At 70.4% G+C, this 23875-nt stretch carries 19 protein-coding genes and 2 pseudogenes; 9 read left to right on the forward strand and 12 right to left on the reverse strand.

The genetic code is table 11. The annotated features are described in order from the left end of the window. Window positions 1-194: 194 nt before the first annotated feature. The 3 genes from BBK14_RS32320 to BBK14_RS39245 form a co-directional block, all read right to left on the reverse strand. Window positions 195-548, reverse strand: coding sequence for a hypothetical protein (locus BBK14_RS32320; protein WP_071066943.1), 354 nt, complete (start codon window positions 546-548; stop codon window positions 195-197). 93 nt (window positions 549-641) lie between these two features. Then, complete coding sequence (locus BBK14_RS32325) at window positions 642-1361, reverse strand: glycosyltransferase family 2 protein (RefSeq protein ID WP_071066944.1); 720 nt, start codon at window positions 1359-1361, stop codon at window positions 642-644. Window positions 1362-1376: 15 nt separating this feature from the next. Then, on the reverse strand, window positions 1377-1865 hold the full coding sequence (locus BBK14_RS39245) for a hypothetical protein (protein WP_198541494.1): 489 nt from the start codon (window positions 1863-1865) through the stop codon (window positions 1377-1379). Between the two features lie 514 nt (window positions 1866-2379). On the opposite strand from BBK14_RS39245, the gene BBK14_RS37930 reads away from it, so the two are divergent. Next, window positions 2380-2562, forward strand: coding sequence for a hypothetical protein (locus BBK14_RS37930; protein WP_131802482.1), 183 nt, complete (start codon window positions 2380-2382; stop codon window positions 2560-2562). Window positions 2563-3027: 465 nt separating this feature from the next. Here BBK14_RS37930 and uppS read toward each other — a convergent pair whose 3' ends face one another. The 4 genes and pseudogenes from uppS to BBK14_RS32355 all read right to left on the reverse strand — a co-directional run bounded on the left by uppS (window position 3028) and on the right by BBK14_RS32355 (window position 7019). After that, window positions 3028-3804 carry a polyprenyl diphosphate synthase gene (gene uppS, locus BBK14_RS32340; RefSeq protein WP_071066946.1) on the reverse strand — a complete coding sequence of 259 codons (777 nt, stop codon included), beginning with the start codon at window positions 3802-3804 and terminating at the stop codon, window positions 3028-3030. 197 nt (window positions 3805-4001) lie between these two features. Continuing rightward, window positions 4002-5067, reverse strand: a pseudogene (locus BBK14_RS32345) (integrase core domain-containing protein). Between the two features lie 207 nt (window positions 5068-5274). Next, window positions 5275-5943, reverse strand: a complete 669-nt coding sequence (locus BBK14_RS32350; RefSeq protein ID WP_071066947.1) for a response regulator — start codon at window positions 5941-5943, stop codon at window positions 5275-5277. Beyond that, entirely contained in the window at window positions 5940-7019 is a 1080-nt protein-coding gene (locus tag BBK14_RS32355) for a sensor histidine kinase (protein WP_241832027.1), read from the reverse strand. Before BBK14_RS32355 ends, BBK14_RS32350 begins: the two co-directional genes overlap by 4 nt. Before the next feature lie 289 nt (window positions 7020-7308). Here BBK14_RS32355 and BBK14_RS41050 point away from each other — a divergent pair, with 289 nt between their 5' ends. From BBK14_RS41050 to BBK14_RS32370, 4 genes are all read left to right on the forward strand, one after another. Further along, on the forward strand, window positions 7309-7671 hold the full coding sequence (locus tag BBK14_RS41050; protein WP_241832030.1) for a hypothetical protein: 363 nt from the start codon (window positions 7309-7311) through the stop codon (window positions 7669-7671). Beyond that, window positions 7632-7994, forward strand: a complete 363-nt coding sequence (locus BBK14_RS41055) for a DUF2306 domain-containing protein (protein ID WP_241832029.1) — start codon at window positions 7632-7634, stop codon at window positions 7992-7994. Before BBK14_RS41050 ends, BBK14_RS41055 begins: the two co-directional genes overlap by 40 nt. Next, the gene (locus tag BBK14_RS32365) at window positions 7991-8758 is read left to right on the forward strand and encodes an ABC transporter ATP-binding protein (RefSeq protein ID WP_083391404.1); all 768 of its coding nucleotides are present in this window, start codon (window positions 7991-7993) and stop codon (window positions 8756-8758) included. Before BBK14_RS41055 ends, BBK14_RS32365 begins: the two co-directional genes overlap by 4 nt. A gap of 61 nt (window positions 8759-8819) precedes the next feature. Next, window positions 8820-11345 (forward strand): FtsX-like permease family protein, encoded by a 2526-nt coding sequence (locus BBK14_RS32370; RefSeq protein WP_071066950.1) that lies wholly within the window; start codon window positions 8820-8822, stop codon window positions 11343-11345. Window positions 11346-11509: 164 nt separating this feature from the next. Here the strand turns inward: BBK14_RS32370 and BBK14_RS36320 are convergent. The 3 genes and pseudogenes from BBK14_RS36320 to dctA form a co-directional block, all read right to left on the reverse strand. After that, window positions 11510-11908 (reverse strand): annotated as a pseudogene (locus tag BBK14_RS36320) (response regulator); the annotation flags it as partial. A 950-nt stretch (window positions 11909-12858) separates the two neighbouring features. Then, window positions 12859-13101 (reverse strand): hypothetical protein, encoded by a 243-nt coding sequence (locus BBK14_RS32380; protein ID WP_241832028.1) that lies wholly within the window; start codon window positions 13099-13101, stop codon window positions 12859-12861. A 771-nt stretch (window positions 13102-13872) separates the two neighbouring features. Then, window positions 13873-15279 carry a C4-dicarboxylate transporter DctA gene (dctA, locus tag BBK14_RS32385; protein ID WP_071066953.1) on the reverse strand — a complete coding sequence of 469 codons (1407 nt, stop codon included), beginning with the start codon at window positions 15277-15279 and terminating at the stop codon, window positions 13873-13875. A 143-nt stretch (window positions 15280-15422) separates the two neighbouring features. Between dctA and BBK14_RS32390 the strand changes: the two genes are divergently transcribed. The 3 genes from BBK14_RS32390 to BBK14_RS32400 all read left to right on the forward strand — a co-directional run bounded on the left by BBK14_RS32390 (window position 15423) and on the right by BBK14_RS32400 (window position 19345). Beyond that, a complete protein-coding gene (locus tag BBK14_RS32390; RefSeq protein WP_071066954.1) occupies window positions 15423-17099 on the forward strand; it encodes an ATP-binding protein in 1677 nt (558 codons plus the stop codon). Window positions 17100-17112: 13 nt separating this feature from the next. Beyond that, a complete protein-coding gene (locus BBK14_RS32395; RefSeq protein WP_071066955.1) occupies window positions 17113-17838 on the forward strand; it encodes a response regulator in 726 nt (241 codons plus the stop codon). Between the two features lie 397 nt (window positions 17839-18235). Beyond that, window positions 18236-19345 carry an integrase core domain-containing protein gene (locus tag BBK14_RS32400; protein WP_198541497.1) on the forward strand — a complete coding sequence of 370 codons (1110 nt, stop codon included), beginning with the start codon at window positions 18236-18238 and terminating at the stop codon, window positions 19343-19345. A 21-nt stretch (window positions 19346-19366) separates the two neighbouring features. On the opposite strand, the gene BBK14_RS32405 is transcribed toward BBK14_RS32400, so the two are convergent. Together BBK14_RS32405 and BBK14_RS32410 are read right to left on the reverse strand one after the other, a co-directional pair. Then, a complete protein-coding gene (locus BBK14_RS32405) occupies window positions 19367-20881 on the reverse strand; it encodes a cation-translocating P-type ATPase (protein ID WP_083391405.1) in 1515 nt (504 codons plus the stop codon). Then, window positions 20881-23286 carry a phosphoketolase family protein gene (locus BBK14_RS32410; protein ID WP_198541495.1) on the reverse strand — a complete coding sequence of 802 codons (2406 nt, stop codon included), beginning with the start codon at window positions 23284-23286 and terminating at the stop codon, window positions 20881-20883. The genes BBK14_RS32405 and BBK14_RS32410 overlap by 1 nt, the downstream gene beginning before the upstream one ends. A gap of 239 nt (window positions 23287-23525) precedes the next feature. On the opposite strand from BBK14_RS32410, the gene BBK14_RS32415 reads away from it, so the two are divergent. Beyond that, window positions 23526-23875 (forward strand): transposase (locus BBK14_RS32415; RefSeq protein WP_198541496.1); only part of this gene is annotated, 350 nt, incomplete at its 3' end.

Here is a 23875-nt window from a genome sequence, read left to right on the forward strand (position 1 = left end):
GACCCCTCCCACGAGCAGGAGCAGATACCTGCGCATCACCGCAAACCGAGATCGCCACACCTCACCCGGCAGACGTTCACAGACAGCGCACTAGAAGGCTTGGGCGGGCGAGGCTTCGATATCGGCGAACGGCCGCCGGACCGGTGTGGTTCGGCGGCCGTTCGGACCGGCGGGCGGCAGCGGCCGCGGGACGCTTACTTTCCCGCGGTCAGAGCGGCGGGACGGGTGCCGCGGGCCGACGGAGCGAGCGCCGCGACCCAGGCGTGCGCCACGAACGAGCCGATCAGCGCCAGCAGCGACCAGACCGGCCAGAAGAAGCCGCCGCCCAGCACCCAGATGGCCATGTCGCTCGCGGCAAGTCCGGCGACGATCGCCCCGTGTACGGCGCGCCGCCGCCGGTGACCGGCTGGCTGGCGCAGCGCCAGCCCCACGCTCGCCACGAGCGCGATCGGGACGGCCAGCCCGAACCAGACCCTGTGGGGCTCCAGAACCCCGATTCGAGCGGTGACCTGCGCGTTTGCTCGGCGGGTCACGGAGAGGGTGAGCACGCCGGTGGTCTGGCTCGCGCTGCCACGATGCCTACGGCCAGGCAGGCTGCGATGACAGCGAGAATGAGAGCGATCTTTTTCATGGCATCCCCTTCAGTAGCCGGTTCCAGCACGCTGGACGCCGATGTGTTCCACCCATTCGCCGCTGTCCCGTGCACCCCAGAAGCCCATGCGGACGTCCGCCCCGGAGACACCCCAGGGCAGGCCGCGCTCGAGTAGTCGGAGGCCGAACCGGCCCTCGGAGTCGGGCCCAGCCGGCCAGCCGGCCGAGCACAGTTCCCGCGGGTACAGGCACGGGTTCGTGGTGAAGAACCGGCGGTGCTCGAGCCAGGCGTTGCCGTCCTCGTCGGTCTGCTCGACGTAGTCGTCGGGGTGCTGCTCGACGATCCCGCCGGCGGCCCGCTCGGCGTCGTTCCATGGCTGTCGGCGGAGTGCGAGTTGGGCGAGGTGGGGCCGGCTGGTGAGCACATCGGCCATGGCGCCTAGGTCGACGGGCTGATGGAAGATGAAGTCGTCTTCGACGTGGAAGACGAAGTCGTCTTCGATGTAGAAGGCGAAGTCGAGGGCCCGGTTAATGCTGAGGACGCTCCAGGCCCAGTTGATGGCGCCACCGAAACCGCGCCGCGGGCCGATACCCAGCTGGACGAACTGCGGGTACCGCTTGGCGAGCTGGGCACGGTGGTCATCGTCGCCAGAGTCGTCGTGCATGAACCATTCCGTGATGGGTCCACCGAGGTGCCAGCTGGCCGACTGCACGGCGCGGTCAAGGTGCTCGTCTCGACCGTCGGTCATGACGAGCACAGCGATGCTCATAGGGACGGCGCCTCCTCAGTCCTGTCGAGGTTGCACGTCCCCGCATCCGCCCGTAGTACGCGAGAGCCCCCGCCTCATGCTCGGCCGGGAGAACCGTCCGGGAACCAGGCATGGCTGCCCGGTTCGACCACCAGTGGTGGGCAGCGGACCCGACCCCCAAGGGCCGGCAGGACTGAGCAAGCGCCGTCCCCGCTCACGGCACAGGTAGTCCGTTCGCCTGGGCGATGGCGTGGTCCAGGCATCCTCGGCGGCGGTGGGCCGGTTGAGGTACTTCCGCTTCGACTCATCGGGGCGGGCGTTCAGCGACCAGATCCGGTTGATGATCGGCCGCAGGTCCTGCCAGGGGCAGTCGGCGTAGACGTGCTCGAGCGCGGCCACCAGCGATGCCTCGTCGTCGAGGCGGGTGTCGGCCGGGGCGATCCGCGCGTCGTAGAGGATCCGTGTCTCCGCCCGGCTGCGCCCCTCCTCCTGGCCCAGCCACGCATCCCACGTCGACTCGGCCACCGAGTCGATGCCAGGCACCCTGTGGGGTGCCAGAAGTCGGCCTGGGCCCGTGGCGACGGCGCGGCAGCCGCACCGTTCGGACCGAGGTCACCGACCGCATGCTGATCGTCGGTGAACGGCACCTGCGTACCGTCCTGGCCGAGTACGCAGCCCACCACAACGGACGACGACCCCACCGCGGCCGCGACCTTCAACCACCACGGCCCGACCGCCCCGTCGCAKACCTGACCAAGGAACGGATCTGTGAGTGTGTCGCTGCGGCGCTTCCGGGTGGAGTGCCCTCAGGCTCGGTGCCGGTGACTCCGGCGTGACTCGCTACGGATCCGGCCGCTGCGGCGTGCCTTTCGTTTGGCCTGTCCGTCGTGGTCGCCGGCACCGGCCTGGCCCACCAGTTGGCCTGATCAGAAGCCTGTCCGCCGTCGTGGGCGTGACCCGTCACAGATGTGCCGCTCGGTGACTCCACCCAAGCCGGTGCCGACGTTGACCCGTCCCCCGCGAGGAAGGGACCAGGCCGTTGCCCATGCTGGCAGAACTCGTCGACGCCGTCGTCGGTGTCGACACCCACCGCGACACCCACCAGGCAGAACTCGCTCTTCCTACCGGCTCCCCGGTTGCCGATCTGGGCGGTGGCGTAGTAGACGGCGGTCAGCGCCGCATCCGAGGGGCTGGTGGTGGTGCGAGGTCGGTGGTGGTGTAGGTGTCAACCGCAGCCGAACATTTCAGTAGGTCAGCGCCGTGAGCTGGATACTGAAATCTTGGGATACGCGGTTTGGACATCGACACGTCCAGTGATCTTTCGATCCTGGCTTGCCGGTGAACGGTCCTGAGCTGTCGTCGGAAGGCTGGTACGGCTGCCGCGGCCGTTGATCGGCTGGTCGTGGACGACGGCTGTGTGGCATCTTGGGTCGGCCGGTGCCATGGCAGTGGGGCCGTGCTGCTGCGGCCGGATTTGGCTGTCGGTGGGCTGGTCATCGGCTGGCAAGGCGGCGTTGCAGTTCGATGTGGCGGAACTGGTAGACCGTCCGGCCCGTCATGCCCGTCGACCCACGCGACGATGAGCTGCTCGCGCAGCGCGTCGTCCTCCTGGAGTTTTCACGCGCCGGCGGTGGCACCGGACGGCGAGCCGGCGGCAGAGTCGGCAGGCCGTCGGAAAGCCACCAGGTTAGGCGCCGTGGCGACGGCCACGGGCGGCGTAGCTGCGCAGCGCCCGCAGGAAGTCGATCTCGCGGAACGCGGGCCAGTACGCCTCGCAGAAGTACAGCTCGGAGTACGCGCTCTGCCAGAGCAGGAAGTTCGACATGCGCTGCTCGCCGCTGGTGCGGATGACCAGGTCGGGGTCGGGCTGGCCGGCCGTGTAGAGGTGGCGGGCGACGTCCTCGGCGGTGAGGGTCTCGGCCAGGTCGGCCAGCGAGCCACCCRTCTCGGCCTGCTCGTGCAGGAGGGCCCGGAACGCGTCGACGACCTCCTGCCGGCCGCCGTACCCCACGGCGAGGGTGACGTGCGCCCCCGTCGAGCAGGATCGGGTGACCTCCTCGGCGTTCTTGAGCGCGCGGGCCGTGCTGTCCGGCAGCGCGTCGAGCAGCCCCGCGATGTGCATCTGCCACGCCGGATCGGGAGTCGCGATCTTGTCGGAGACAACCTGCTCGATGACCCGCATGAGGAACGCGATCTCGGCATCCTCGCGGTGGGCCAGGTTCTCGGTGGAGCAGACGAAGACGGTCACGTGCTTGATACCGGCCGCCTCGCACCACGACAGCACGTCCTCGACATGATCGGCGCCGAACTTGTGGCCGAGGCTGGGATTGGCCATCCCCATCTGGCGGGCCCAGCGGCGGTTGCCGTCCATGATCAGGCCGACGTGCCTCGGTAGCTCGGCTCCCTTGAGCGACGCGCGGAGCCGACGGGCGTACACGGTGTAGGCAAGATCGCGTATTGGCACAGCCTGAATCTATGCCCGCCTGTCCTCGGGCCGGCTCGGCGGGGCCACGCCGAGGCACGCTGAGACGGCGACGGCAATCTGTACGTTGGACCGCCAAGGCCAATACCGAACGCGTCGTCGCCATCCTCGTCGGTTCCTGCGGGCGTGTCCGCAACCTGTGGGTGTTAGAACTCGGTCACCGGTGGTGTCCTGGGGTTTTAGGCGGCTCGTTCGTATTCGTTGATCAGGCCGCCGAGGACAGGCTGGCGTTTTATCCGTTCCTGTCAGGTCTGCGATGGGGTGGTCGGGCCGTGGTGGTTGAAGGTCGCGGCCGCGGTGGGGTCGTCGTCCGTTGTAGTGGGTCGTGTACTCGGCCAGGATGGTACGCAGATGCCGCTCGCCGAAGATCAGTATCCGGTCGGTGACCTTGGTCCGGACGGTGCGGACGAACCGTTCGGCGTAGGCGTTCGCCCGCGGGGTTCGGGGTGGGATCGTGACGGCGGTGATGCCGGCGTCGGCGAGGACCGCGTCGAACGACGCGGTGAACTGCCCGGCCCGGTCGCGGGCCAGGAACTGGAAGTCGGCCGTCCGGTCGCCGAGGTCCATGAGGAGGTTCCGGGCTTGTTGGGTGGTCCACGGTCCGTCGGGGTGGGCGGTGACCCCGAGGATGTGGACGGTGCGGGAGCCGGCCTCCAGGACGAAGAAGCAGTACAACCGCCGCAGCGTCACGGCGCAGTCCATATGGAAGAAGTCGACGGCCAGCATGGTCGAGGCCTGGGTGCGCAGGAACTGCCGCCACGTCGTGTCGATCTGCCGCCTGGGCGCTGGTGGCAACCCGAGGGTCTTCAGGACCCGGCGGATCGTGGAGGCGCTCACCCGGTGGCCGAGCTTGAGGAGCTCGCCCTGGATTCGCTGGTACCCCCACGTCGTGTTCTCGGTCGCGAGCCGTTTGATGAGGGTGGCGATCTCCGTGCTGATCGGTGGTCGTCCCGTCCGCTGCGGATGGGTCCATTTCCGTGTGATCAGACGGCGGTGCCACCGCAGGGCGGTGCCGGGGGTGACCAGCCGGTGCGCTCGCAGCGTCGTGGGCAGGAGCCGGATGAGTGTGGCGAGGACCGCCCGGTCCGCCCAGTCCCACCGGGGCTTGGGCTGGGTACGGCGCAGCACCGCGACCTCGTGCCGCAACACGAGCAGCTCGATGTCCTTCGCCGCTGACGAACGACCGAGGAGGACCAGCCAGCCGCACACCCGAAGGAAGATCAGATAGAGCAGGCGGATGGACATAGTCGACCATCATGCCGGCAGCCTGCTCCGCCGCGTCAGCCCAGGTCACAGGCCCAAGCCGACTTCTGGCACCCCACAACCTTCGCGGGGCTGCGACGGGCGGCCGTCGACACCGACGGGCACCTCACCGGCGATGGTGATCCGGTGCCTGAACCGCTCGAAGCCGGGATGGCCCAGGTCACCGGGGGAAGGTGGGCGGGGTGCGAGTCAGGGGCCGGGGGCCGTCATGTCGACGAACCCGGCGCGGTACGCCCACACCACCGCCTGGGTTCGGTCCCGGACACCCAGCTTGCTGAGGATCCGCTTGACGTGGGTGCGGACCGTCTCGACCGACAGGTTCAGGACGGCCGCGATCTCGGTGTTCGACCTGCCCTCGGYCAGTGCCCGCAGCACCTCCGCCTCCCGGTCGGTCAGCTGGTCGGCCCGCGTCAGCAGCTCGCGGTCGGGCACGCGACGGCGGGCGAGCGTGGCCAGCAGCCGGCGGGTCACCGCGGGGGCGACCAGCGCGTCGCCCGCGGCGACCACCCGGATGCCGTCGATCAGCTGCTCAGGGGTGGCCCGCTTGAGCAGGAAGCCGTCGGCGCCGGCGGCGAGGGCGTCCTCGACCACCTTGTCGACGTCGAAGGTGGTCAGCACCAGGACCCGCGGCCGGGGATGCGGCCAGCTGGTGATCTGGGACGTCGCCCAGACGCCGTCCCGACGGGGCATGCGCACGTCCATGAGCACGACGTCGGGCCGGTAGCTGCGTGCCGCCAGCACCGCCTCCTCTCCGGTGGCCGCCTCGGCGGCGACACAGATGTCCGGCTCGGCGTCCAGCAACGCCCGCAGCCCGCTGCGCACCAGGCCGTCGTCGTCGGCCAGCAGCACGGTGATCACGAGCCGGTGGCCGGGTGCGTCGGGAGGGTGGCCAGCACCCGGAAGCCGCCCTCGACGGGTCCGGCCTCGAACGACCCGCCCTCGAGCCGGGCCCGCTCCCGCATGCCGATCAGCCCCCGGCCCGGCACCGGGGAGGCGAACCCGGCGCCCTCGTTGAACACCTCGACCCGGATCTGGTCGGCGACCCGGCTGACCCGAACGCGGATCCGTCCCGTGTCGGTGTGCCGGACGGCGTTGGTCAGCGCCTCCCGCACGATCCGGTACAGCACCCGCTCGCTGCCCGCCGACAGGTCGACGGGTTCGGCGTCGAGGTCCACCTCCCGCCCGGTGGCGCGGATCCGGTCGGCGAGCGCCGCCAGTCCTTGGGCGCCCGCCTGCAACACCATCACGTTCACGGTGTGGCCCAGCGCGTCGTGCAGCTCGCCCGCCAGCCGGCCTCTTTCCTCGTGCAGCAGGCGCTCGGCGGCCAGCGCCTGCTCCCGTGCCTCGCCGCGGACCTGGGCGTGCTGCGCCGCGGCGACCGCGCGGCGGCTGCGCGCGGCGTCGCCGCCGACCGTCGCGATGAGGAAGGACATCGTGATCCCGGCCATGTCCTCGACCGTCAGGGCACCGCGGTCGAAGAGGGCGTAGCCGCCGACGGCCATGACGCACAGCGCGGTGCTGGCGATCCGGACACCACGGCCGCCCACCGAGAAGCAGCCGAACAGGGCCAGCCACGCTGGCCACTGGACGGCCACGACGGCGTAGCCGGCCGCGGCGTTGACCGCGACGATCGTCGACGTCACCGCCATCGCGGCGAGCGGCGCGGCCTGCCGCCAGGCCAGCGCCAGCGCGGACACCGTGGCCAGCGCGGCCGTGACCGCGTCCGGCGGGTGGTAGGGCGCCCGACCGGACGAGACCAGTGTCACCGTGATCGTCGCGACCGCCAGGCCGATCGCCAGCCAGACGTCGGCCCGGTACGGGCGCGCGCGCCACAGCGGATGGCCCGGACGGGCTCCGGGCGAGGCGGCGCCCTCCCGGGGCAGCGGGCCGGGCGGGACGGACAGGACGTCGGAAGCGACCATGGCCGAGGACACAGCCCATCGTGACCGGCTTCGCGGCCGTGACGCCATCCCCAGGCCGGGCAGCCGGCGTCACCCGCGCGGGTGACGCCGAGGGTGACCAGACGCGGGCCGATACGACCCGCCAGGGTGTCGACCCCCGGTCCCCCGCCCGGCGACCCTGACCGAGGCGCTGGTCGCCCAGCGCGGGCAGACCGCCACGGCCAGCCCGGTCCACAGCCTGTCCGCCCCTCCCCCAGAGCTGCCCCGAGCCGCTCCAAGCCTGCTCAGAGCTCGCCCCCTGAACCCGTCCCGGAGGCACCCGATGTCCACCCTGGCCTCTTCCACCGGCCCCGCCCGCGGCCGGGGCCACGCCGCCGCCTGGTGGTTTGCGCTCAGCGCGGTGGCCATCGCGCTGTTCGCCCCGCTTCCCTACCTGACAACGTCCCTGACGGCCCTGGCCGAGCAGGACAGCGACCTGGCGCTGAACTACGTCGACCGGCCGACGCCGATCCAGATCGCGTTCTACCTGCACGTCGCGTTCGGGGGACTTGCCCTGCTGCTCTCGCCTGTCCAGCTCTCCGCGCGGGGAGAGCCCGAGCACCCAGGCTGCATCGGACGGCCGGACGGATCACGCTCAGCGCCATCCTGGTCGCCGGGGTCGCGGGAGCCGTGCTGGCGTCGGTGAACCTCGCGGGTCCGGTCGGCACCGCCGGCTTCGGTCTGCTGGCGCTGTTGTGGGTGAGCTTCGCCGTCGCGGCGTGGCGGGCCATCCGCCACCGCGACGTCCCCGCCCACCGGCGCTGGGCGCTGCGGGCGTTCGCCCTGACCTATGCCGCGGTGACCCTGCGGCTGTGGCTGGGGGTGCTGATCGCCACGCAGACCGGGCTGGCGGGCACCGACGCCGACGTCGCGTTCGACCGGGCCTACCACGTCGTGCCGTTCCTGTGCTGGGTGCCGAACCTGCTCGTCGCCCAGTGGTTCCTCACCCGGCGGGAGGTGTCGGCATGACGGCGGCGGTGGCGCTGCGCGGCGTCAGCAAGGTCTACGGCCGACGGACCGCCGCCGTGACAGCGCTCGACGACGTCACTCTCGCCTTCGTCCGCGGCACCTTCACCGCGGTGATGGGTCCGTCGGGCTCGGGCAAGTCGACGCTGCTGCAGTGCGCGGCGGGTCTGGACCGGCCGACGGCGGGCGAGGTCTTCCTCGACGGCGAGAACCTGGCCCGGCTGAGCGAGAACGCGCTGACCGTGCTGCGCCGGGACCGGGTCGGCTTCGTCTTCCAGGCCTTCAACCTGGTGCCGTCCCTGACCGCCGAGCTGAACGTGGCATTGCCACTGCGGCTGGCCGGACGACGGCCGCGCCGGCGCGAGGTCCGGGAGGTGCTCGAGGCGGTGGGCCTGGCCGACCGGGGCCGGCGTCGGCCGGCGGAGCTGTCGGGCGGCCAGCAGCAGCGGGTGGCGATCGCGCGGGCGCTGGTGACCCGTCCGTCGGTGCTGTTCGCCGACGAGCCCACCGGCGCGCTGGACTCGACGACCGGCCGCGAGGTGCTGACGTTGCTGCGCGGACTGGTCGACCGGGACGGTCAGACCATCGTGATGGTGACGCACGACCCGGTCGCCGCCTCCCACGCGGACCGGGTGGTGTTCCTGGCCGACGGTCGGCCCGCGGGCGAGCTGCGCGATCCGACTCCGCGGACGGTCGCCGCCCGGCTGGCCGGCCTCGAGCCCGCGGCCGAGCCGGCGAGCCGGCCGAGGCCACGGCAGCGGCCGTGACGCGCGCCAGAGCGGGTGAGCCGCCGAGCGGGCGTCTGACCGGGCCGGTGGGTGAGCGGCCATGATCCGGCTGGTCTGGCACACCGTCCGCGCCCGCAAGGGCAGCCTGGTGGGCACATTCGTCGCGCTGACGCTCGGCGTGGCGCTGCTGGCCGCGATGGCGCTGACCCTCGTGAGCAGCGTCGGGGGCGGCGGGGGCCGCCCGACCTGGTACGTCGATGCCGACGTGGTCGTGGCAGGTGGCGGCACTGTCAGTGTCACCACCGGTTCAGGCGAGGACCGGGAGACGGCCTCGCTGCGTACCGCCACCGCGCGCGGGCTGCCGAGCGGCCTGCGCGACCGTCTGGCCGGCCTGGACGCTTCCCTGGTGCTGGACTTCGCGGCGTACGCGACGGCGCCCGGAGCGCCCGGTGACACCGTCCGCCCGTGGTCGGCCGCCGCCCTGCACGCCTACGGGTGGGTCGCGGGCGGGCCGCCCCGTGGTGCTCGGGACGTCGTGCTCAGCGCCCCGACCGCCCACCGTCCCGGAGCCGAGATCACCGTCGTCACCGGGCGCGGCGTGGAGCGCTTCGTGGTCAGCGGCGTGCTGCGCACCGACGCCCCGGCGGCGCTGTACACCGCCGACGCCGTTGCCGAGGAGCTCGCCGACGGCCGCGTCGCGGCGGTCGCGCTGAACGCGCCGGGCACCGGCCCGGCCGGCGCCAGCACACCCGCCGTCATGTCGTTGGCCGACGCCGCCCGCGCCGTCGTCGGCGACACCGCGCTCGAGGACGGCTCCGTTCAGGTGCTCACCGGCGACGACCGGCGCCGAGCCGAGCCGGACCCCGACGCCGAGCGGCGGACGGAGGCGGTCGCCCTGCTCGCCGCCACCACGGGGCTCGCCGGCTTCGTGTCGATCTTCGTGGTCTCCGGGACGTTCGCCTACGCCGTGACGGCCCGGCGCCATGAGTTCGGCCTGCTGCGGGCCGCCGGCGCCACGCCACGCCAGGTCTTTCGGATCGTGCTCGGCGAGGCCCTCACCGTCGGCGTGCTCGCCTCGCTGGCCGGCGGTGCCCTGGGAGCCGCGATCGCCCCGGACTTCGCCGCGCGCCTGGCCCGCACCGGGTTCGTGCCCAGCGACTTCACCGCCCGGTTCGTCTTCTGGCCGGTGGCCGCCGCGTTCGGGACCGGGCTGGGCGTGGCCCTGCTCGGTGCCTGGGTGGCGGCGCGGCGAGCGGGGCGGGTGCGCCCGGTCGAGGCGCTGCGCGACGCGGCGGTGGACCGCCGGCCGATGACGACGGCGCGCGCGCTGGCCGGCCTGCTCGCTCTCGGCTGCTGCGTGCCGCTGGTCGCGGTGCTGGTGGCGAACCCGAGCGCGGACGCCGTCGCGCTCATCATAATCACGGCGCTGTTCCTGATCGTCGCCTGCGCGATGTTCGCTCCGCTCGTGGTGCCACCGCTGGTGTCGCTGCTCAGTGCCCCGCTGTCGGGGTCGTCGGGGGCGGTGGGCCTGCTCGCCGGCCATGGCGCGCGGGCGGCCGTGCTGCGCACCGCGGCGACCGCGGCGCCGATCCTGGTGACCGTCGGGATTGCCGGCTCCACCCTGACCGGGCTCGGCACCCTGCAGGCGGCGACGCAGAACGCGGCACGGGAGCGGATCACGGCCGAGGCACTCACCATCCCCCTCACCGGGAAGGGGCTGCCCGACGCGAGCGTCGCCGCCCTGCGCGAGGTCCCCGGGGTGAGTGCCGCCGTTCCCGTCACCGAGAGCCGGGTCTACGTTCGGGACGGCGACGAGCCGGAGGGCTGGACCGGCTACTACGCGTCGGGCGCGGACCTCGCCGCCGTACTCGACGTCCCCCTGGTCGCGGGATCGCTGGCCGACCTCGCCGGCACCGACACGGTCGCCGTTCCGGAGGGTCGCTGGGAGCTCGGCGAGACGGCCGAGCTGTGGCTCGGTGACTCGACGCCGGCACGGCTGCGGGTGGTGGCCGTCTTCGAGAGGCAGCTCGACCTCTCGGAGACCGTCCTGCTGCCGTCGCGGCTGCGCGACCGCCACGCCCTCCCGGTGGCCGACGTCGTCTACCTGCGGCTGGCACCGGACGCGTCGTTGGAACAGGTACGCGCGGCGGCCGCCGCCGGTGCCGGAACGGTGGTCGACACCGGGAGCTACCTCTCGGCGGCGGGCGAGGAGGAGGCACGGGTGAACCGGCAGGCGTCGGTCGCCATGCTCGGCCTGTCGCTCGTCTACACCGGCATCGCGATCGCCAACACCCTCGTGATGGCGACCCGGGACCGCGCATGGGAGTTCGCGACCATCCGGCTCGCCGGTGCCACCCGCCGTCAGGTGCTGTGGGTGGTCGGCACCGAGGCGGTGCTGGTGACCTGCATCGGGGTGCTGCTGGCCGCGGTCGTCACGGCGGTCACGGCGCTCGGTGCCCACCACGGCCTGGCCGACATCGCGCCGTCCGTGCCGCTGGCCGTGCCCTGGGCTCCGCTCGCCGGGATCGTCCTGACCTGCCTGGTCACGGCCGTGCTGGCCAGCGTGATCCCGGCCGCGCTGCTGCTGCGTCGCCGCCCCGCCGAGCTGGCCGGCGTCCGCGAGTAGGCCCGCCGGCGCGGGCATGATCCCTCGCGGGGCCGCCTCCGGTCAGATCCAGCCGCGGACGCGGGCGAGCTGGACGGCCTCGTGCCGGTTGACCGCGCCCAGCTTGCGACCGCCGACGACAGATAGTTGCGCACGGTGCCCCGCGACAGCGACACCCGTGCCGCGATCTCCTCCACCGGCGCGCCGCCAGCGGCCAGCTCCAGCACCTCCGCCTCGCGCGGCGTCAGCGGGCTGTCCCCGGCCGCGATCGCCTCGGCCGCCAGCTCCGGGTCCACGTACCGGCCGCCGCCGTGCACCACCCGCACCACGTCGGCGAGCACCTGCACGGACACGGTCTTGGGCAGGAAGCCGCGCGCTCCGGCGGCGAGCGCCCGCCTGAGATAGCCGGGCCGCCCGTGGCTGGTCACGATCACGTTGGCGCACGCGGGCAGGTCGGCGTGCAGCGCCTGGGCGACAGCAATGCCGTCCAGGCCGGGCATCTGCAGGTCGAGCAGCGCGACGTCGGGGCGGTGGAGCCGGGCCGTCACCAGCGCCTCCGGCCCGGATGCCGCCTGCGCGACCACCGTGATGTCGTCCTCAATGGACAGAACCGTGCACAATGCGAACCGCTACCCCACCATCCCCGGCCCCACGATCACCATCCCTGACCGCAGGGACAGGCTGTCTACCAGCAGAAACGCGCGGCCTCGCCGTCGTGCGTCCGCGCACGGGGCGCGGGCCACGACCCCGGGATGACACCAAGTGTCGGGGCCAGCAGGCCATGGCCCCGACCACCAGCCCGGACGTCCGCGTTGGGCGGTGCGCTTGGGTAGCGGGAACGACGCGGCCACGATGACCGGGATTGCATGGTGGGATGCTGCCCGCTGTTCAATCACTTCGCTGGACCGACATGAGGATAGAGAACCGGACGGGCGCCCCAACTCGGCGTCGCCCAGCCAGCCCATTCCAGGCACTCCCAGAAATGAGGACGGTGATCGGCCGGTGTTCGTTCGCCACACCGGCCGATCTCGCGGAGCTCGTAGGTGACGCGCGCCGTGACCCACCGCCACATGGCCACCGCGAATGTCGGGCCGCACCGGAACGTCCGCGCGCACAACGCGCATGCATCTTCCCAGTACAGGGTCGACGGTGGATCCGCGCAGGAGGTATGCCAGGTTGCTCAATTTGCGGAGCAACCGGCTTTTAACCAGCTCGAATGATGGTCATAGACCGCGTCTCCAGTTGATCAAAATTGCTTTGACCTGCCTGGTTGGAGAACCTAACCGATCGGCATTCGATTTCAGAATTTCACGAGCGCTCAATGCGCGCTCATTTGACCGGGCCCCGAAAAATGATTTCAAGCAGGCCCGGCAATGTGCGGCTCGACCCTCTGGAGAGGGTTGTCCCGAACATTCCCGGTTATGATCGACACCGAGCTCACCYACGCCATCTGACCGCCGGCCGGCCGGACCCCAGCATGCGCGTCTACCTCACGACACAACAGTGCCGACGCAGGTAAACCTGGAAGACTGGGTCAGGATGGGTCGAGCCGTGAGGCCAGGTAAACGATATCGACCGGGTCACCGTTAGTGAGCACGTCATGCACCTCGCGGTACGCCTGGCGGTACTCGGAAAGGATGACGACAGCGCCGGCGGTGTCCACCGTCTCTCCGATTTCGACCGCCGCGTTGGCCAGGTGTCGGACGCCACGGTTGGCGCGCTCCGCGGTGAGCAGGCGGGCAGCGATTGCGTCGAGTCGGCTGGTATCGCCCATCATGACCTTCAATTCCCGTTTCGAGGTGGCTGTGCTCGCGCCGCTGTCGATGGTCTACCCATGATGGCCGGCAGCCGACCACGCGGGTAGCAACGTGGGTCGGGTAGCCCGGGGGGATCTCACCCCCGGGCTCCCACAGATCCCGGCGTGACGATCTCTCGTCACCGGGCTCCTGTCATCCTGTCCACCAGGATCCTGCGGCCCATGCCCAGTGGGCGAAGAGCCGGGGCTGCTGGCTGGTGATGCGCTGCCTGTGGGGTGCCAGAACTCGGCCACCGGCGTTAACCTGGCCTTCTTTAGCCGGCCCACAGCGGGTGCCGTCGTCACCCGCCTCGGCAGGAGCGGCTCTCCTACGCGGCTGAGGAGATCCGCAGGCCGGTGCGGACCACAACCCGTCACTTCCGGCACGTGACGATCATGGCGGTGGTCAAACCGCAGGTCATCCCTGCTCACAGGCCCAGGCCGACTTCTGGCACCCCACACCATCCGGCAGGCAAATACGCAGGTAACCGCCCAAATCGGGGTTCTGGAGCCCCACAAGGCAAGGACAGGGTTTGCGGGGCCTGTGACCATGGTGGTGGACCTTCGGTGACGGCGGTGGTACGGCCGGGCGGAAGGATCAGCTATCGGCGGATGTCAGCGCACGTGTCGGATCGACAGCTCAGACGTGCTGACTGTGAGGGCGGTGAGTGTGATGGTCAGCGCCGCGTCGGACCCATCGACGCGACAGTGCCGCTGCCGGCGCACGGCTACGTCTCCCGCCCGGCCTGTCGGTTAGCGGTTACCGCCGACCAGAGTGGGTTGGGCCTGCGCCGGTGCCTCAAGTAGCTCCCCGGTCTCGATCGTCTCCGGCACGTCGAGCCTGTCGGTGACGTCCGGTGTGTAGTCCGGACCCGCGTTCAGCGCCTTTCGCATCTGCTCCTTGTCGAGGACGCCTTCCCAGTTCGCGACGACGAGGGTGGCGAGGGTGTTGCCACAGACGTTGGTGAGCGCCCGGCACTCCGACATAAACTTGTCGACCCCGAAGATCAGCATGATGGCGGCGACCGGAATTGTCCCGACGGTCGACAGCGTCGCCGCGAGCACGATGAAGCCGGAGCCGGTGACCCCGGCAGCGCCTTTGGAGGTCAGTAGCAGCACACCGATGATGGTGAGCTGCTCGCCGAGGGAGAGGTCGACGCCGACCGCCTGGGCGAGGTACAGACTGGCGAGCGTCAGGTAGATGCAGGTCCCGTCCAGGTTGAAAGAGTATCCGGTAGGAACTGTGAGACCCACGACCTGGCGTGGCGCTCCGAGTCTCTCCAGTTTTGTCATGATTTGCGGAAGGACGGACTCGGAGGACGATGTCCCAAGGACGATCAGGAGTTCCTCTCGGATGTATCGCAGCAGCTTGAAGATGTTCACGCCGATGGCTGCAGCAATCGTGCCGAGCACAACGACAATGAAGAACAGGGACGTGCCGTAGAAGACCGCGACAAGCTTTCCGAGGCTGGTGAGGGTGTCGATTCCGTACTTGCCGATAGTGAAGGCCATGGCGCCGAACGCGCCGACTGGCGCCGCGTACATGATGAACCGGAGTACCTGGAACATGGTGCGGCCGACCCGCTCGATTCCGCCGGCGATTGCGACACCTTGCTTGCCGGTGAGGTTCAGTGCGATGCCGAATAGTACGGCGAAGAACAGTACTTGGAGCACCTTGCCCTCGGCGAACGCGCCGACCACGCTGTCCGGTACAACGTCTGCCAGGTGATCGCCCCAGCCCTTTGACTCGCCCTGTGCGATGTACCCGCCGACGGTCTCATTGACCGACAGCGTGTCCGGGTCGGCGTTGACGCCGTCACCGGGACGCAGCACGTTCATCACGATGAGCCCGAGCACCAGCGCGGCGGTGGTGACGAGCTCAAAGTAGGTGAACGCCTTCAGCCCCACCCGGCCTACCTTGCGCAGGTTGTCGACCTGCGCGATGCCGCCGACCACTGTGCAGAACACGATGGGAGCGATGATCATTTTGATGGCGTCGACGAAAGTCGCGCCGAGTGGCTGAAGGTCGACACCGACTCCTGGGGAGAAGTGGCCCACTAAGATTCCGGYGACGATCCCCGCCAGCACCCAGACGTAAAGCTGCCGGTACCAGCGTCGGCGTGCGGGTCCCGTCCGCGACGGGGCCGATAACGTGGTCATGCGAGCCTCCTAGCCGGGCGGTTCCGTGTGCCCGCCCCGTGTGGTGGCGTTACAGTGGCTGYGTTCACGATCATGGGTCACGGTTTTGGTCGTACTGTTCACGGCGTCTGGTGCCAACTGGTCCCGGCCGGCACACTGGGCCGATGGCCACAACACCCGGTGGTGCGGACGACCCCGGCGGCGGTCGCGGCACGCGGCTGAGCCGGCGCAGCATCGCGGGCCAGGTGCTCGTCCTGCAGGTCGCGGTGGTCATACTCCTCGTGGTGGCTGCGGTTGCCGCCTCGGTGCTACAGGCCCGTCGCACGGCGGAACACCAAGCACGCGATCTCGCCGTCGCGGTCGCGGAGACCTTCGCCCATGCTCCAGGGATGGTCGCGGCCCTGAGCTCGGCCGATCCGAGCGCTTCGCTGCAGCCGCTGGCCGAGGCCACCCGAGCCCGGACCGGGGTCGACTTCCTCGTCGTGATGAATCCGGTCGGGATCCGGTACACCCACCCTGACCCGACCCGAATCGGCCAGCGCTTCCTCGGACACACCGAACCAGCGGTACGAGGCGAGGTGGTCACCGAGACCTACTCGGGAACGTTGGGCCCGTCAGTACGCGCGGTCGTGCCGGTCACCGCCAGCGATGGGAAGATTGCCGCTCTGGTCGCCGCAGGCATCACCGTCGAGAACGTCAGCCAGACGGCCGGCCGGCAACTCCCGGTACTCCTGGTTGCCGGACTGGCTGCCGTCACGCTAGCGGTGGGCGGCACGGTGCTGGTCAACCGCCGCCTTCGGCGGCAGACTCGCGGCCTCGGCCCGGTAGAGATCACCAGGATGTACGAACATCACGACACCGTGCTGCACGCTGTTCGGGAAGGGGTTCTCATCGTCGATGACCAGGCTCGGGTGCTCCTGGCCAATAACGAGGCCCGCCGGCTCCTCGGCCTCCCGTCGGACGCCCATGGGCGGCCGGTCGCGGAACTCGGCCTTGATCCGGCGGCGCTGGACCTACTCGGCAGTGGTCGTCCAGCCGAGGACACCGTGCTGCTGGCCGGCGACCGGATGCTCGCGGTCAATCAGAAACCCACCGTCCGCGACGGGAAACCGCTCGGCAGTGTCGCGACGATCCGGGACACCACCGAACTCCAAGCGCTGACCGGCGAACTCGACGCGGTCCGGGGCATGGCGGATGCGTTGCGTGCCCAGAGCCACGAAGCCGCGAACCAGCTTCATATCGTGGTCACCCTGATGCAGCTCGATCGGCTGGACGAGGCCGTCGAGTTCGCCACCGCCGGGCTCGCTGGCTCACAGCAGCTCGCTGACCGGATGCTGACCGCCGTCGACGAGCCGGTCCTGGCGGCCCTGCTGCTCGGTAAGACCGCCCAGGCGGCCGAGCGCGGCGTGGAACTCGTCGTCACCGACGACACCCGGTTCGAGGTCTTCGACGTCGAGGCGGCTGAGCTGGTGACGGTCATCGGCAACCTCATCGACAACGCAATCGAGGCCGCAGTCGCAGGAGAGGCCCCGAGGCGGGTGACGGTCTCGGTGCGTACCGAGCCCGACGGCCTGACGGTCCGGGTCTCTGACACAGGTCATGGCCTCGATCCGACACAGGCCGCGGCGGCGTTCGAACGCGGCTGGACCACCAAGACGAGCACGTCAACGGGCGAGGCAGCACGCGGGCGAGGTCTCGGGCTCGCCCTGGTCCGGCAAGTCGTCCGGCGCCACGGCGGCCAGATCGAGGTGGGTCGCGACGGCGGTGCGGTGTTCACTGTCCGCATCCCTCGGCAACACGGGAGCGTCGACATGTCCACGGCGATGACTCCGGCCCGATGAGGTTGCCCACGCGATGATGAGCCGACCCGGCGCGCCGATTCGCACACTCGTCGTCGATGACGACCAGGTCATCGCCGACGCCCACCGCAGCTACGTCGAAAAGCTGCCCGGGTTCGTCGTCACCGACGTGGCCATCAGCGGCCGTCACGCCCTTCACCTCGCCAGCCTGGGCAACGTCGATCTTGTCCTGCTCGACTTCCGCTTACCCGACATCGGCGGGCTCGACATCTGCCGCGCCCTGCGCGGCGGCGGCGCGCCGCTCGACGTCATCGCCGTAACGTCGGCACGCGACCTGCCCACCGTCCGCTCGGCGGTCTCATACGGTGTGGTCCAGTACATCGTCAAACCGTTCACCTTCACGGTGTTCCGTGACCGCCTCGAGCGCTACGCAGCCTACCGAACCCAGATCACCGCGCACACGGATGCCGACGTCCTCGGCCAGCGAGACGTGGACCGAGCCCTGGCCACACTACGAAGCGCTGAATCCGACACCGTCCACCAGCCGAAAGGTCTGTCGGTAGAAACCCTCGACGCGGTTGTCGCCTACCTCAGCAGAGCTGCCGCCAAACCCGGCACCGCGGACCTGACCGCAGCCGGGGTGGCAGCCGCGGTCGGCATCTCCCGCGTCACCGCGCGCCGCTACCTCGAACGGCTCACGAACCAACGCCTGGTGAACCGATCCCAACGCTACGGAAGCGGTGGACGACCCGAATACCTCTACCGATGGATAGGTAACTGAACGGCAGCCTCCGCGTCCTCGACGGACCAGTCGAGATGAGTTGTGGGTGCCCGAAACTCGTCCGCAGGACCTGACCAGGGCTTCTGTCTCACCCGATGATCGATAGGCCTTCCCCCGGAGGCGATCGGACACCTATACCCCTACCGGCTACACGTGCCCTTGACCAGGACACCACCACGAACTCGCCGTGCTACGCCGCCAGGTGCCCCGGCCCCGGTTCTGCTGGGCCGATCGCGCGATCCTCGCCGGACTGACATGGCTGCTCCCGCGGGCGTCCCGGCCGATCCTGCTGGTCCGCCCGGAAACGATCCTGCGCTGGCACCGCCCCCTGGTCCACCGCCGCTGGACCCGGCCGCACCTGTGGGGCTCCAGAACCCAGATTTGGACGGTGACCTGCATGTTTGTCTGCCGGACGGGGCCCGCGTCGGGCAGGCTGGATGTCGTGGTGTGGTCGCTGCTCTACACCCTGACGCGCAACGCTCTCGGACTGATGTTGCTCCGCGTGCGCGGCGACACCGCGAAAGACGTGGAGCTCCTCGTCCTACGACACCAGGTGGCGGTGCTGCGACGGCAGGTCCACCGCCCGGTCCTGGAACCGAAGGATCGGATGATCCTCGCAGCCCTGTCTCAGCTGCTGCCCCGAGCCCGCGGGGGCTCGTTCTTCGTCACCCCCGCCACCGTGCTGCGCTGGCACCGCGACCTCCTCGCCCGAAAATGGACCTACCCACGCAAGACCCCCGGGCGGCCGCCGGTCCGCCGGGAGATCCGCGAGCTGGTTCTGCGCCTCGCGCAGGAGAACCCGACCTGGGGCCACCGCCGGATCCACGGCGAACTGATCGAGTTGGGCCACCCGGTCGGGGTCGCCACCGTCTGGCGGATCCTGCACCGCACCGGCATCGACCCCGCACCCCGCCGGGCCGACACCTCCTGGCGCACGTTCCTGCGCGCCCAGGCCTCCGGCCTGCTGGCCTGCGACTTCTTCACCGTCGACACCGCGTTCCTGCAACAGATCTACGTGTCCTTCGTCGTCGAACACGCCACCCGCCGTGTCCACGCCCTCGGGGTCACGAAGCATCCAACCGCGGCCTGGGTCACCCAGCAGGCACGGAACCTGCTGATGGACCTCGACGAGCGTGGCCACCGGTTCCGGTTCCTCCTCCGTGACCGCGACACGAAATTCACGGCTTCCTTCGACGCCGTCTTCGCCGGGGCCGGCATCGACGTGGTACGCACACCACCACAAGCCCCGCAGGCGAACACGATCGCGGAACGCCGGATCGGCACCGCCCGCCGCGAATGCACCGACCGACTACTGATCGTCTCCGAACGGCACCTGACCTCGGTACTTACCGGCTACGTCGAGCATTTCAACACTCACCGGCCCCACCGCTCCCTCGGCCAGCACCCACCCGACTTGCCGCCTGCAGTCGCCCCGACGCCGGATTCCACCATCCGTCGCACACGCATCCTCGGCAGCATGATCAACGAATACCGCAACGCCGCCTGACACCTCCCGCAGAAGATCGCATCAACCACAAAAGGCCAGCTCACAGGCCAAATCGGGATTCTGGAGCCCCACAACCTCGGGTGCGCCTTTGAGGTAGACCACCGGTCCGGTCGCGCTGTCGTGCGCACTGGCCATGTACTGGCGGCCGGAGTCGAAGGGCAGCAGTCCGCGCCGTGGCCAGGTACGGATCGTCTCGGCGGGGACGAGCCCCGCGCGTTCGGCGGCGACGAGCAGCGCCCCGTCGGTCGGGTCGCCCAGCACCTGCCGGTCGGCGCCCTGCCCGACGAGTCGACCCTCGTTGGCCAGCACTGCGGCCTCGAGCAGGCGCAGCAGGGATGCGCCCAGCACCGGGACGGAACAGCCGTCCTGCCGGACGCGTCCGTCGGCGGCGTAGCCGACTCCGTCGAACTCGGCCTCTCCGGCCGGGCTCCAGGCGCGGCGGACCGTCATCTCGTTGCAGGTGAGTGTGCCGGTCTTGTCGGTGCACACGACGCTGGTGGAGCCGAGGGTCTCGACCGCGGGCAGCTCACGCACGATCGCGTTGCGTCGGGCCATCCGTCGGACTCCGACCGCGAGGGCGATGGTGACGATCGCGGGCAGGCCCTCCGGGATGGCCCCGACGGCGAAGGTGACCGCGGCGAGTGTCGCGTCCACGGCGGGGTACCCGCGGGCCAGCGCGATGCCGAACAGGATCAGCGCGACGACGCCGAGTACCCGGGTGATGTTCGTTCCGAGCCTGGCGATGCTTCGGGTGAGCGGTGTCCGGGTGTCGTCCGCGCTGTTCAGCAGCCTGGAGATACGACCGAGCTCGGTGCGGTTGCCGGTCTCCACGACCAGGCCCTGGCCGCCGCCCGCGCTCACCAGCGTGCCCGCGTGCAGCACCGAGGACCGGTCGGCGAGTTCCGCGTCGACCGGGACCGGGTGGGACGTCTTGTCCACCGGCACCGACTCGCCGGTGAGCGCGGACTCGTCCGCGCGCAGGCCCTGCCCGTCCAGCACCCGCAGGTCGGCCATCACCCGGTCTCCGGGCGCGACCTCGACCATGTCTCCGGGCACCAGCTGCTCGGCCGGCACCTGTGTCCAGTCCCCGTCCCGCCGCGTCGTGGTCGGTTCGGACAGCAACTGGGCCAGCGCCTGGATGGCTGTCCCGGCGCGGTACTCCTGCACGAAGCCGACCGCGGCGTTGAGGAGGACGACGACGAGCACGACGGCTCCGTCCGCGATCTCGCCGAGGGCGAGCGCGACGGCGGCGGAGACGCCGAGGCCGTAGATCAGGGGGCTTCTGAACTGGCGGACCAGCACCGCCGGCCAGGACGGGCCCTGCTGCCGATCCAGTTCGTTGGGGCCGTAGCGCAGCAGCCGCTGCCGGACGTCGATGGCGGTCAGGCCCTCCCGCCCTGCCGAGAGCGTGTCGAGGGCCTCGCCCGCACTTCTGGCATGCCACGGTTCCTGCGGGCGAGGGCCGTCGGTCCTGCCGGCGGGTCGGGGCGGCAGCCGGATGGGCGGCCTGCGCGTTCGGTACAGGTGTGCGGCCATCACCGGGCGGGCCAGGTCCAGCCGGTGATGGCGGGGTCGTCCTCGCCGTGCTGGCGGGTGTGGGCGCGGGCGGCGAGGCGGCGCTCGGCCATCCGCTGCCGCAGGACCGCGGCCCGGCTGCCGAGTGAGGGGACGCGGTCGATGACGTCGATGACCAGGTGGAAGCGGTCGAGGTCGTTGAGCATCACCATGTCGAAGGGAGTGGTGGTGGTCCCTTCCTCCTTGTAGCCGCGCACGTGCAGGTTGGGGTGGTTGGTGCGCCGGTAGGTCAGTCGGTGGACGAGCGCGGGGTAGCCGTGGAACGCGAAGATCACGGGCTTGTCCGAGGTGAACAGCGCGTCGAACTCGCGGTCGGGGAGTCCGTGCGGGTGCTCGGTTTCCGGCTGCAGCCGCATGAGGTCCACGACGTTGATGACCCGGACCTTGAGGTCCGGGAGACAGGAGCGCAGCAGGTCGGCGGCGGCCAGGGTCTCCAGGGTGGGGATGTCGCCGGCGCAGGCCAGTACGACGTCCGGTTCGCCGTCGGTGGTGCCTGCCCAGGGCCAGACGCCCAGCCCGCGGGTGCAGTGGTCGATCGCCTCGTCCATGGTCAGGTAGGTCAGCGCGGGTTGTTTGCCGGCCACGATGACGTTGATGTAGTCGCGGCTGCGCAGGCAGTGGTCGGCGACCGAGAGCAGGGTGTTGCTGTCCGGCGGCAGGTAGACGCGGACGATCTCCGCCTTCTTGTTGATCACGTGGTCGATGAATCCGGGGTCCTGGTGGGAGAAGCCGTTGTTGTCCTGGCGCCAGACGTGCGAGGTCAACAGGTAGTTCAGTGACGCGATCGGTGCCCGCCACGGGATGGAACGGGTCGTCTTCAGCCATTTGGCATGTTGGTTGACCATCGAGTCGACGATGTGGATGAAGGCTTCGTAGCAGTTGAACACCCCGTGCCGGCCGGTGAGCAGGTAGCCCTCCAGCCAACCCTGGCAGAGGTGCTCGGACAGCACCTCCATCACCCGCCCGTCCGGTGCCAGGTGGTCGTCGCCGGGCAGCGTCGCGGCGTCCCAGGCCCGGTCGGTGGTGTCGAACACGGCGGACAGCCGGTTGGAGGCGGTCTCGTCCGGGCCCATGAGGCGGAACCGGTCGGGATTGCGGATGATGACGTCGCGCAGGAACCCGCCCAGCACCCCGGTGGCGGAACTCGATCCGGTGGCGGGACGGTCGATCGGCACGGCGTAGTCGCGGAAGTCCGGCATGACGAGGTCGCGCAGCAGCCGGCCGCCGTTGGCGTGCGGATTCGCACTCATCCGGCGGTTGCCGGCCGGGGCGAGCGCCTGCAGTTGCGGCACGAGCTGTCCGGTGGCGTCGAACAGCTCCTCGGGCCGGTAGCTGCGCATCCACCGTTCGAGCTGCTCGCGGTGCCCGATGTCGGTCCGGGTCGCGGTGAGCGGCACCTGATGTGCCCGCCAGGTGCCCTCGATCTGAACGCCGTCGACCTGTTTCGGTCCGGTCCAGCCCTTCGGGGTGCGCAGCACGATCATCGGCCAGGCGGCCCGCGGCGTCGGTGTGGCCGCACCCCGACTCGCGCCGTCGGTCCTGGCCCGCCGTGCGTCGTCCTGGATGGCTGCGATCTTGTCGAGGACGACGTCGAGGGTCGCCGCGAGCTGACGGTGGACGTCGGCGGGATCGTCGCCGGTGACGAAGTGCGGCGCGTAGCCGTAGCCCCGCATCAGCGCGGCGAGTTCGTCCTGCGGGATGCGGGCCAGCACCGCCGGGTTGGCGATCTTGTATCCGTTGAGGTGGAGCACCGGCAGTACAGCGCCGTCGGTGACCGGGTTGAGGAACTTGTTCGAGTGCCAGCTGGCGGCCAGGGGTCCGGTCTCGGCCTCCCCGTCACCCACCACGCAGAGCACCAGCAGGTCCGGGTTGTCGAACGCGGCGCCGTACGCGTGTACCAGCGCGTACCCGAGCTCGCCGCCCTCGTGGATCGACCCGGGTGTCTCGGGTGCGACGTGGCTGGGGATGCCACCGGGGAAGGAGAACTGCCGGAACAGCGCCCGCATCCCTTCCTCGTCGCGGCTGACGGCGGGGTAGACCTCGCTGTAGGTCCGCTCCAGGTAGGCGTTCGCGACCAGCCCCGGTCCGCCGTGACCCGGGCCGGTGACGTACAGCGCGTTGAGGTCGCGTTCCTTGATGACCCTGTTCATGTGCGCGTACAGCAGGTTCAGTCCCGGGGTGGTGCCCCAGTGGCCGAGCAGCCGCCGCTTGACGTGTTCGGCGCGCAGCGGTTCGCGTAGCAGCGGGTTGTCCAACAGGTAGATCTGCCCGACGGACAGGTAGTTCGCCGCCCGCCAGTAGCCGTCGATCAGGTCCAGGTCCGCGCGGGTGCAGGTCCGAGCCGGGGTCGGGTCCAGGATTGTCACAAGGGCCTCTCGTCAGGCGGTGCTGAAACGAGCCGCGCGGCGCCGCAGGTAGCGGTGGCCGCCGTCGTCGTGCCGGGTACCGCGCGAGCCTGCCGCGGTAGAAGATCGGTCGCCGGTCTCGACCTGGTCCAAGTACCCGGGGAGGTGGGGCCGGCGAGCTAGCGGTAGTTCGTTGGATCAAGGTTGTGGCGGGTAGGTCTGCTCTGTTGGTTGTCTTTCAGGAGCGGAGGGAGGCTGGCATGACCAGACGTCTGCCCTGTCCGCCGRCACCAGGCCCGTTGGAGGATTACGCTGCCCGGTTTGATGATCTGTTCTCGGCGTTGGGGCAGCGGCGGGGGTTCCGGGAGTATCTGACCGGGCTGCTGGCCCCGCGGGACCGGAACAAGACGCTGACCTGCCTGGCCGGGGCGGAGCCGGTAGTGGGTGCGGGGCATCCGGCGGTACAGCGGCTGCAGTTCTTCCTGTCCGAGTCGGTGTGGGACCCGGAGAAGATCAACGACCGGCGGGTGGAGCTGCTGCAGGCCGGCCCGGCTACTGCCGCGCACCCAGGCGGGGTGCTGGTGATCGACGACTCCGGGGACCGTAAGGA

Source organism: Parafrankia soli (assembly GCF_001854695.1).
Classification (GTDB): Bacteria; Actinomycetota; Actinomycetes; order Frankiales; family Frankiaceae; genus Parafrankia; species Parafrankia soli.

Coding starts and splice junctions, on each gene's coding strand:
- BBK14_RS41050 (WP_241832030.1), top strand. CDS start 7,309: ATGTCCACCCTGGCCTCTTCCACCGGCCCCGCCCGCGGCCGGGGCCAC.
- BBK14_RS32405 (WP_083391405.1), bottom strand. CDS start 20,881: ATGGCCGCACACCTGTACCGAACGCGCAGGCCGCCCATCCGGCTGCCG.
- BBK14_RS32325 (WP_071066944.1), bottom strand. CDS start 1,361: ATGAGCATCGCTGTGCTCGTCATGACCGACGGTCGAGACGAGCACCTT.
- BBK14_RS32370 (WP_071066950.1), top strand. CDS start 8,820: ATGATCCGGCTGGTCTGGCACACCGTCCGCGCCCGCAAGGGCAGCCTG.
- BBK14_RS32400 (WP_198541497.1), top strand. CDS start 18,236: ATGTTTGTCTGCCGGACGGGGCCCGCGTCGGGCAGGCTGGATGTCGTG.
- BBK14_RS32395 (WP_071066955.1), top strand. CDS start 17,113: ATGATGAGCCGACCCGGCGCGCCGATTCGCACACTCGTCGTCGATGAC.
- BBK14_RS32390 (WP_071066954.1), top strand. CDS start 15,423: ATGGCCACAACACCCGGTGGTGCGGACGACCCCGGCGGCGGTCGCGGC.
- BBK14_RS32365 (WP_083391404.1), top strand. CDS start 7,991: ATGACGGCGGCGGTGGCGCTGCGCGGCGTCAGCAAGGTCTACGGCCGA.
- BBK14_RS32380 (WP_241832028.1), bottom strand. CDS start 13,101: ATGATGGGCGATACCAGCCGACTCGACGCAATCGCTGCCCGCCTGCTC.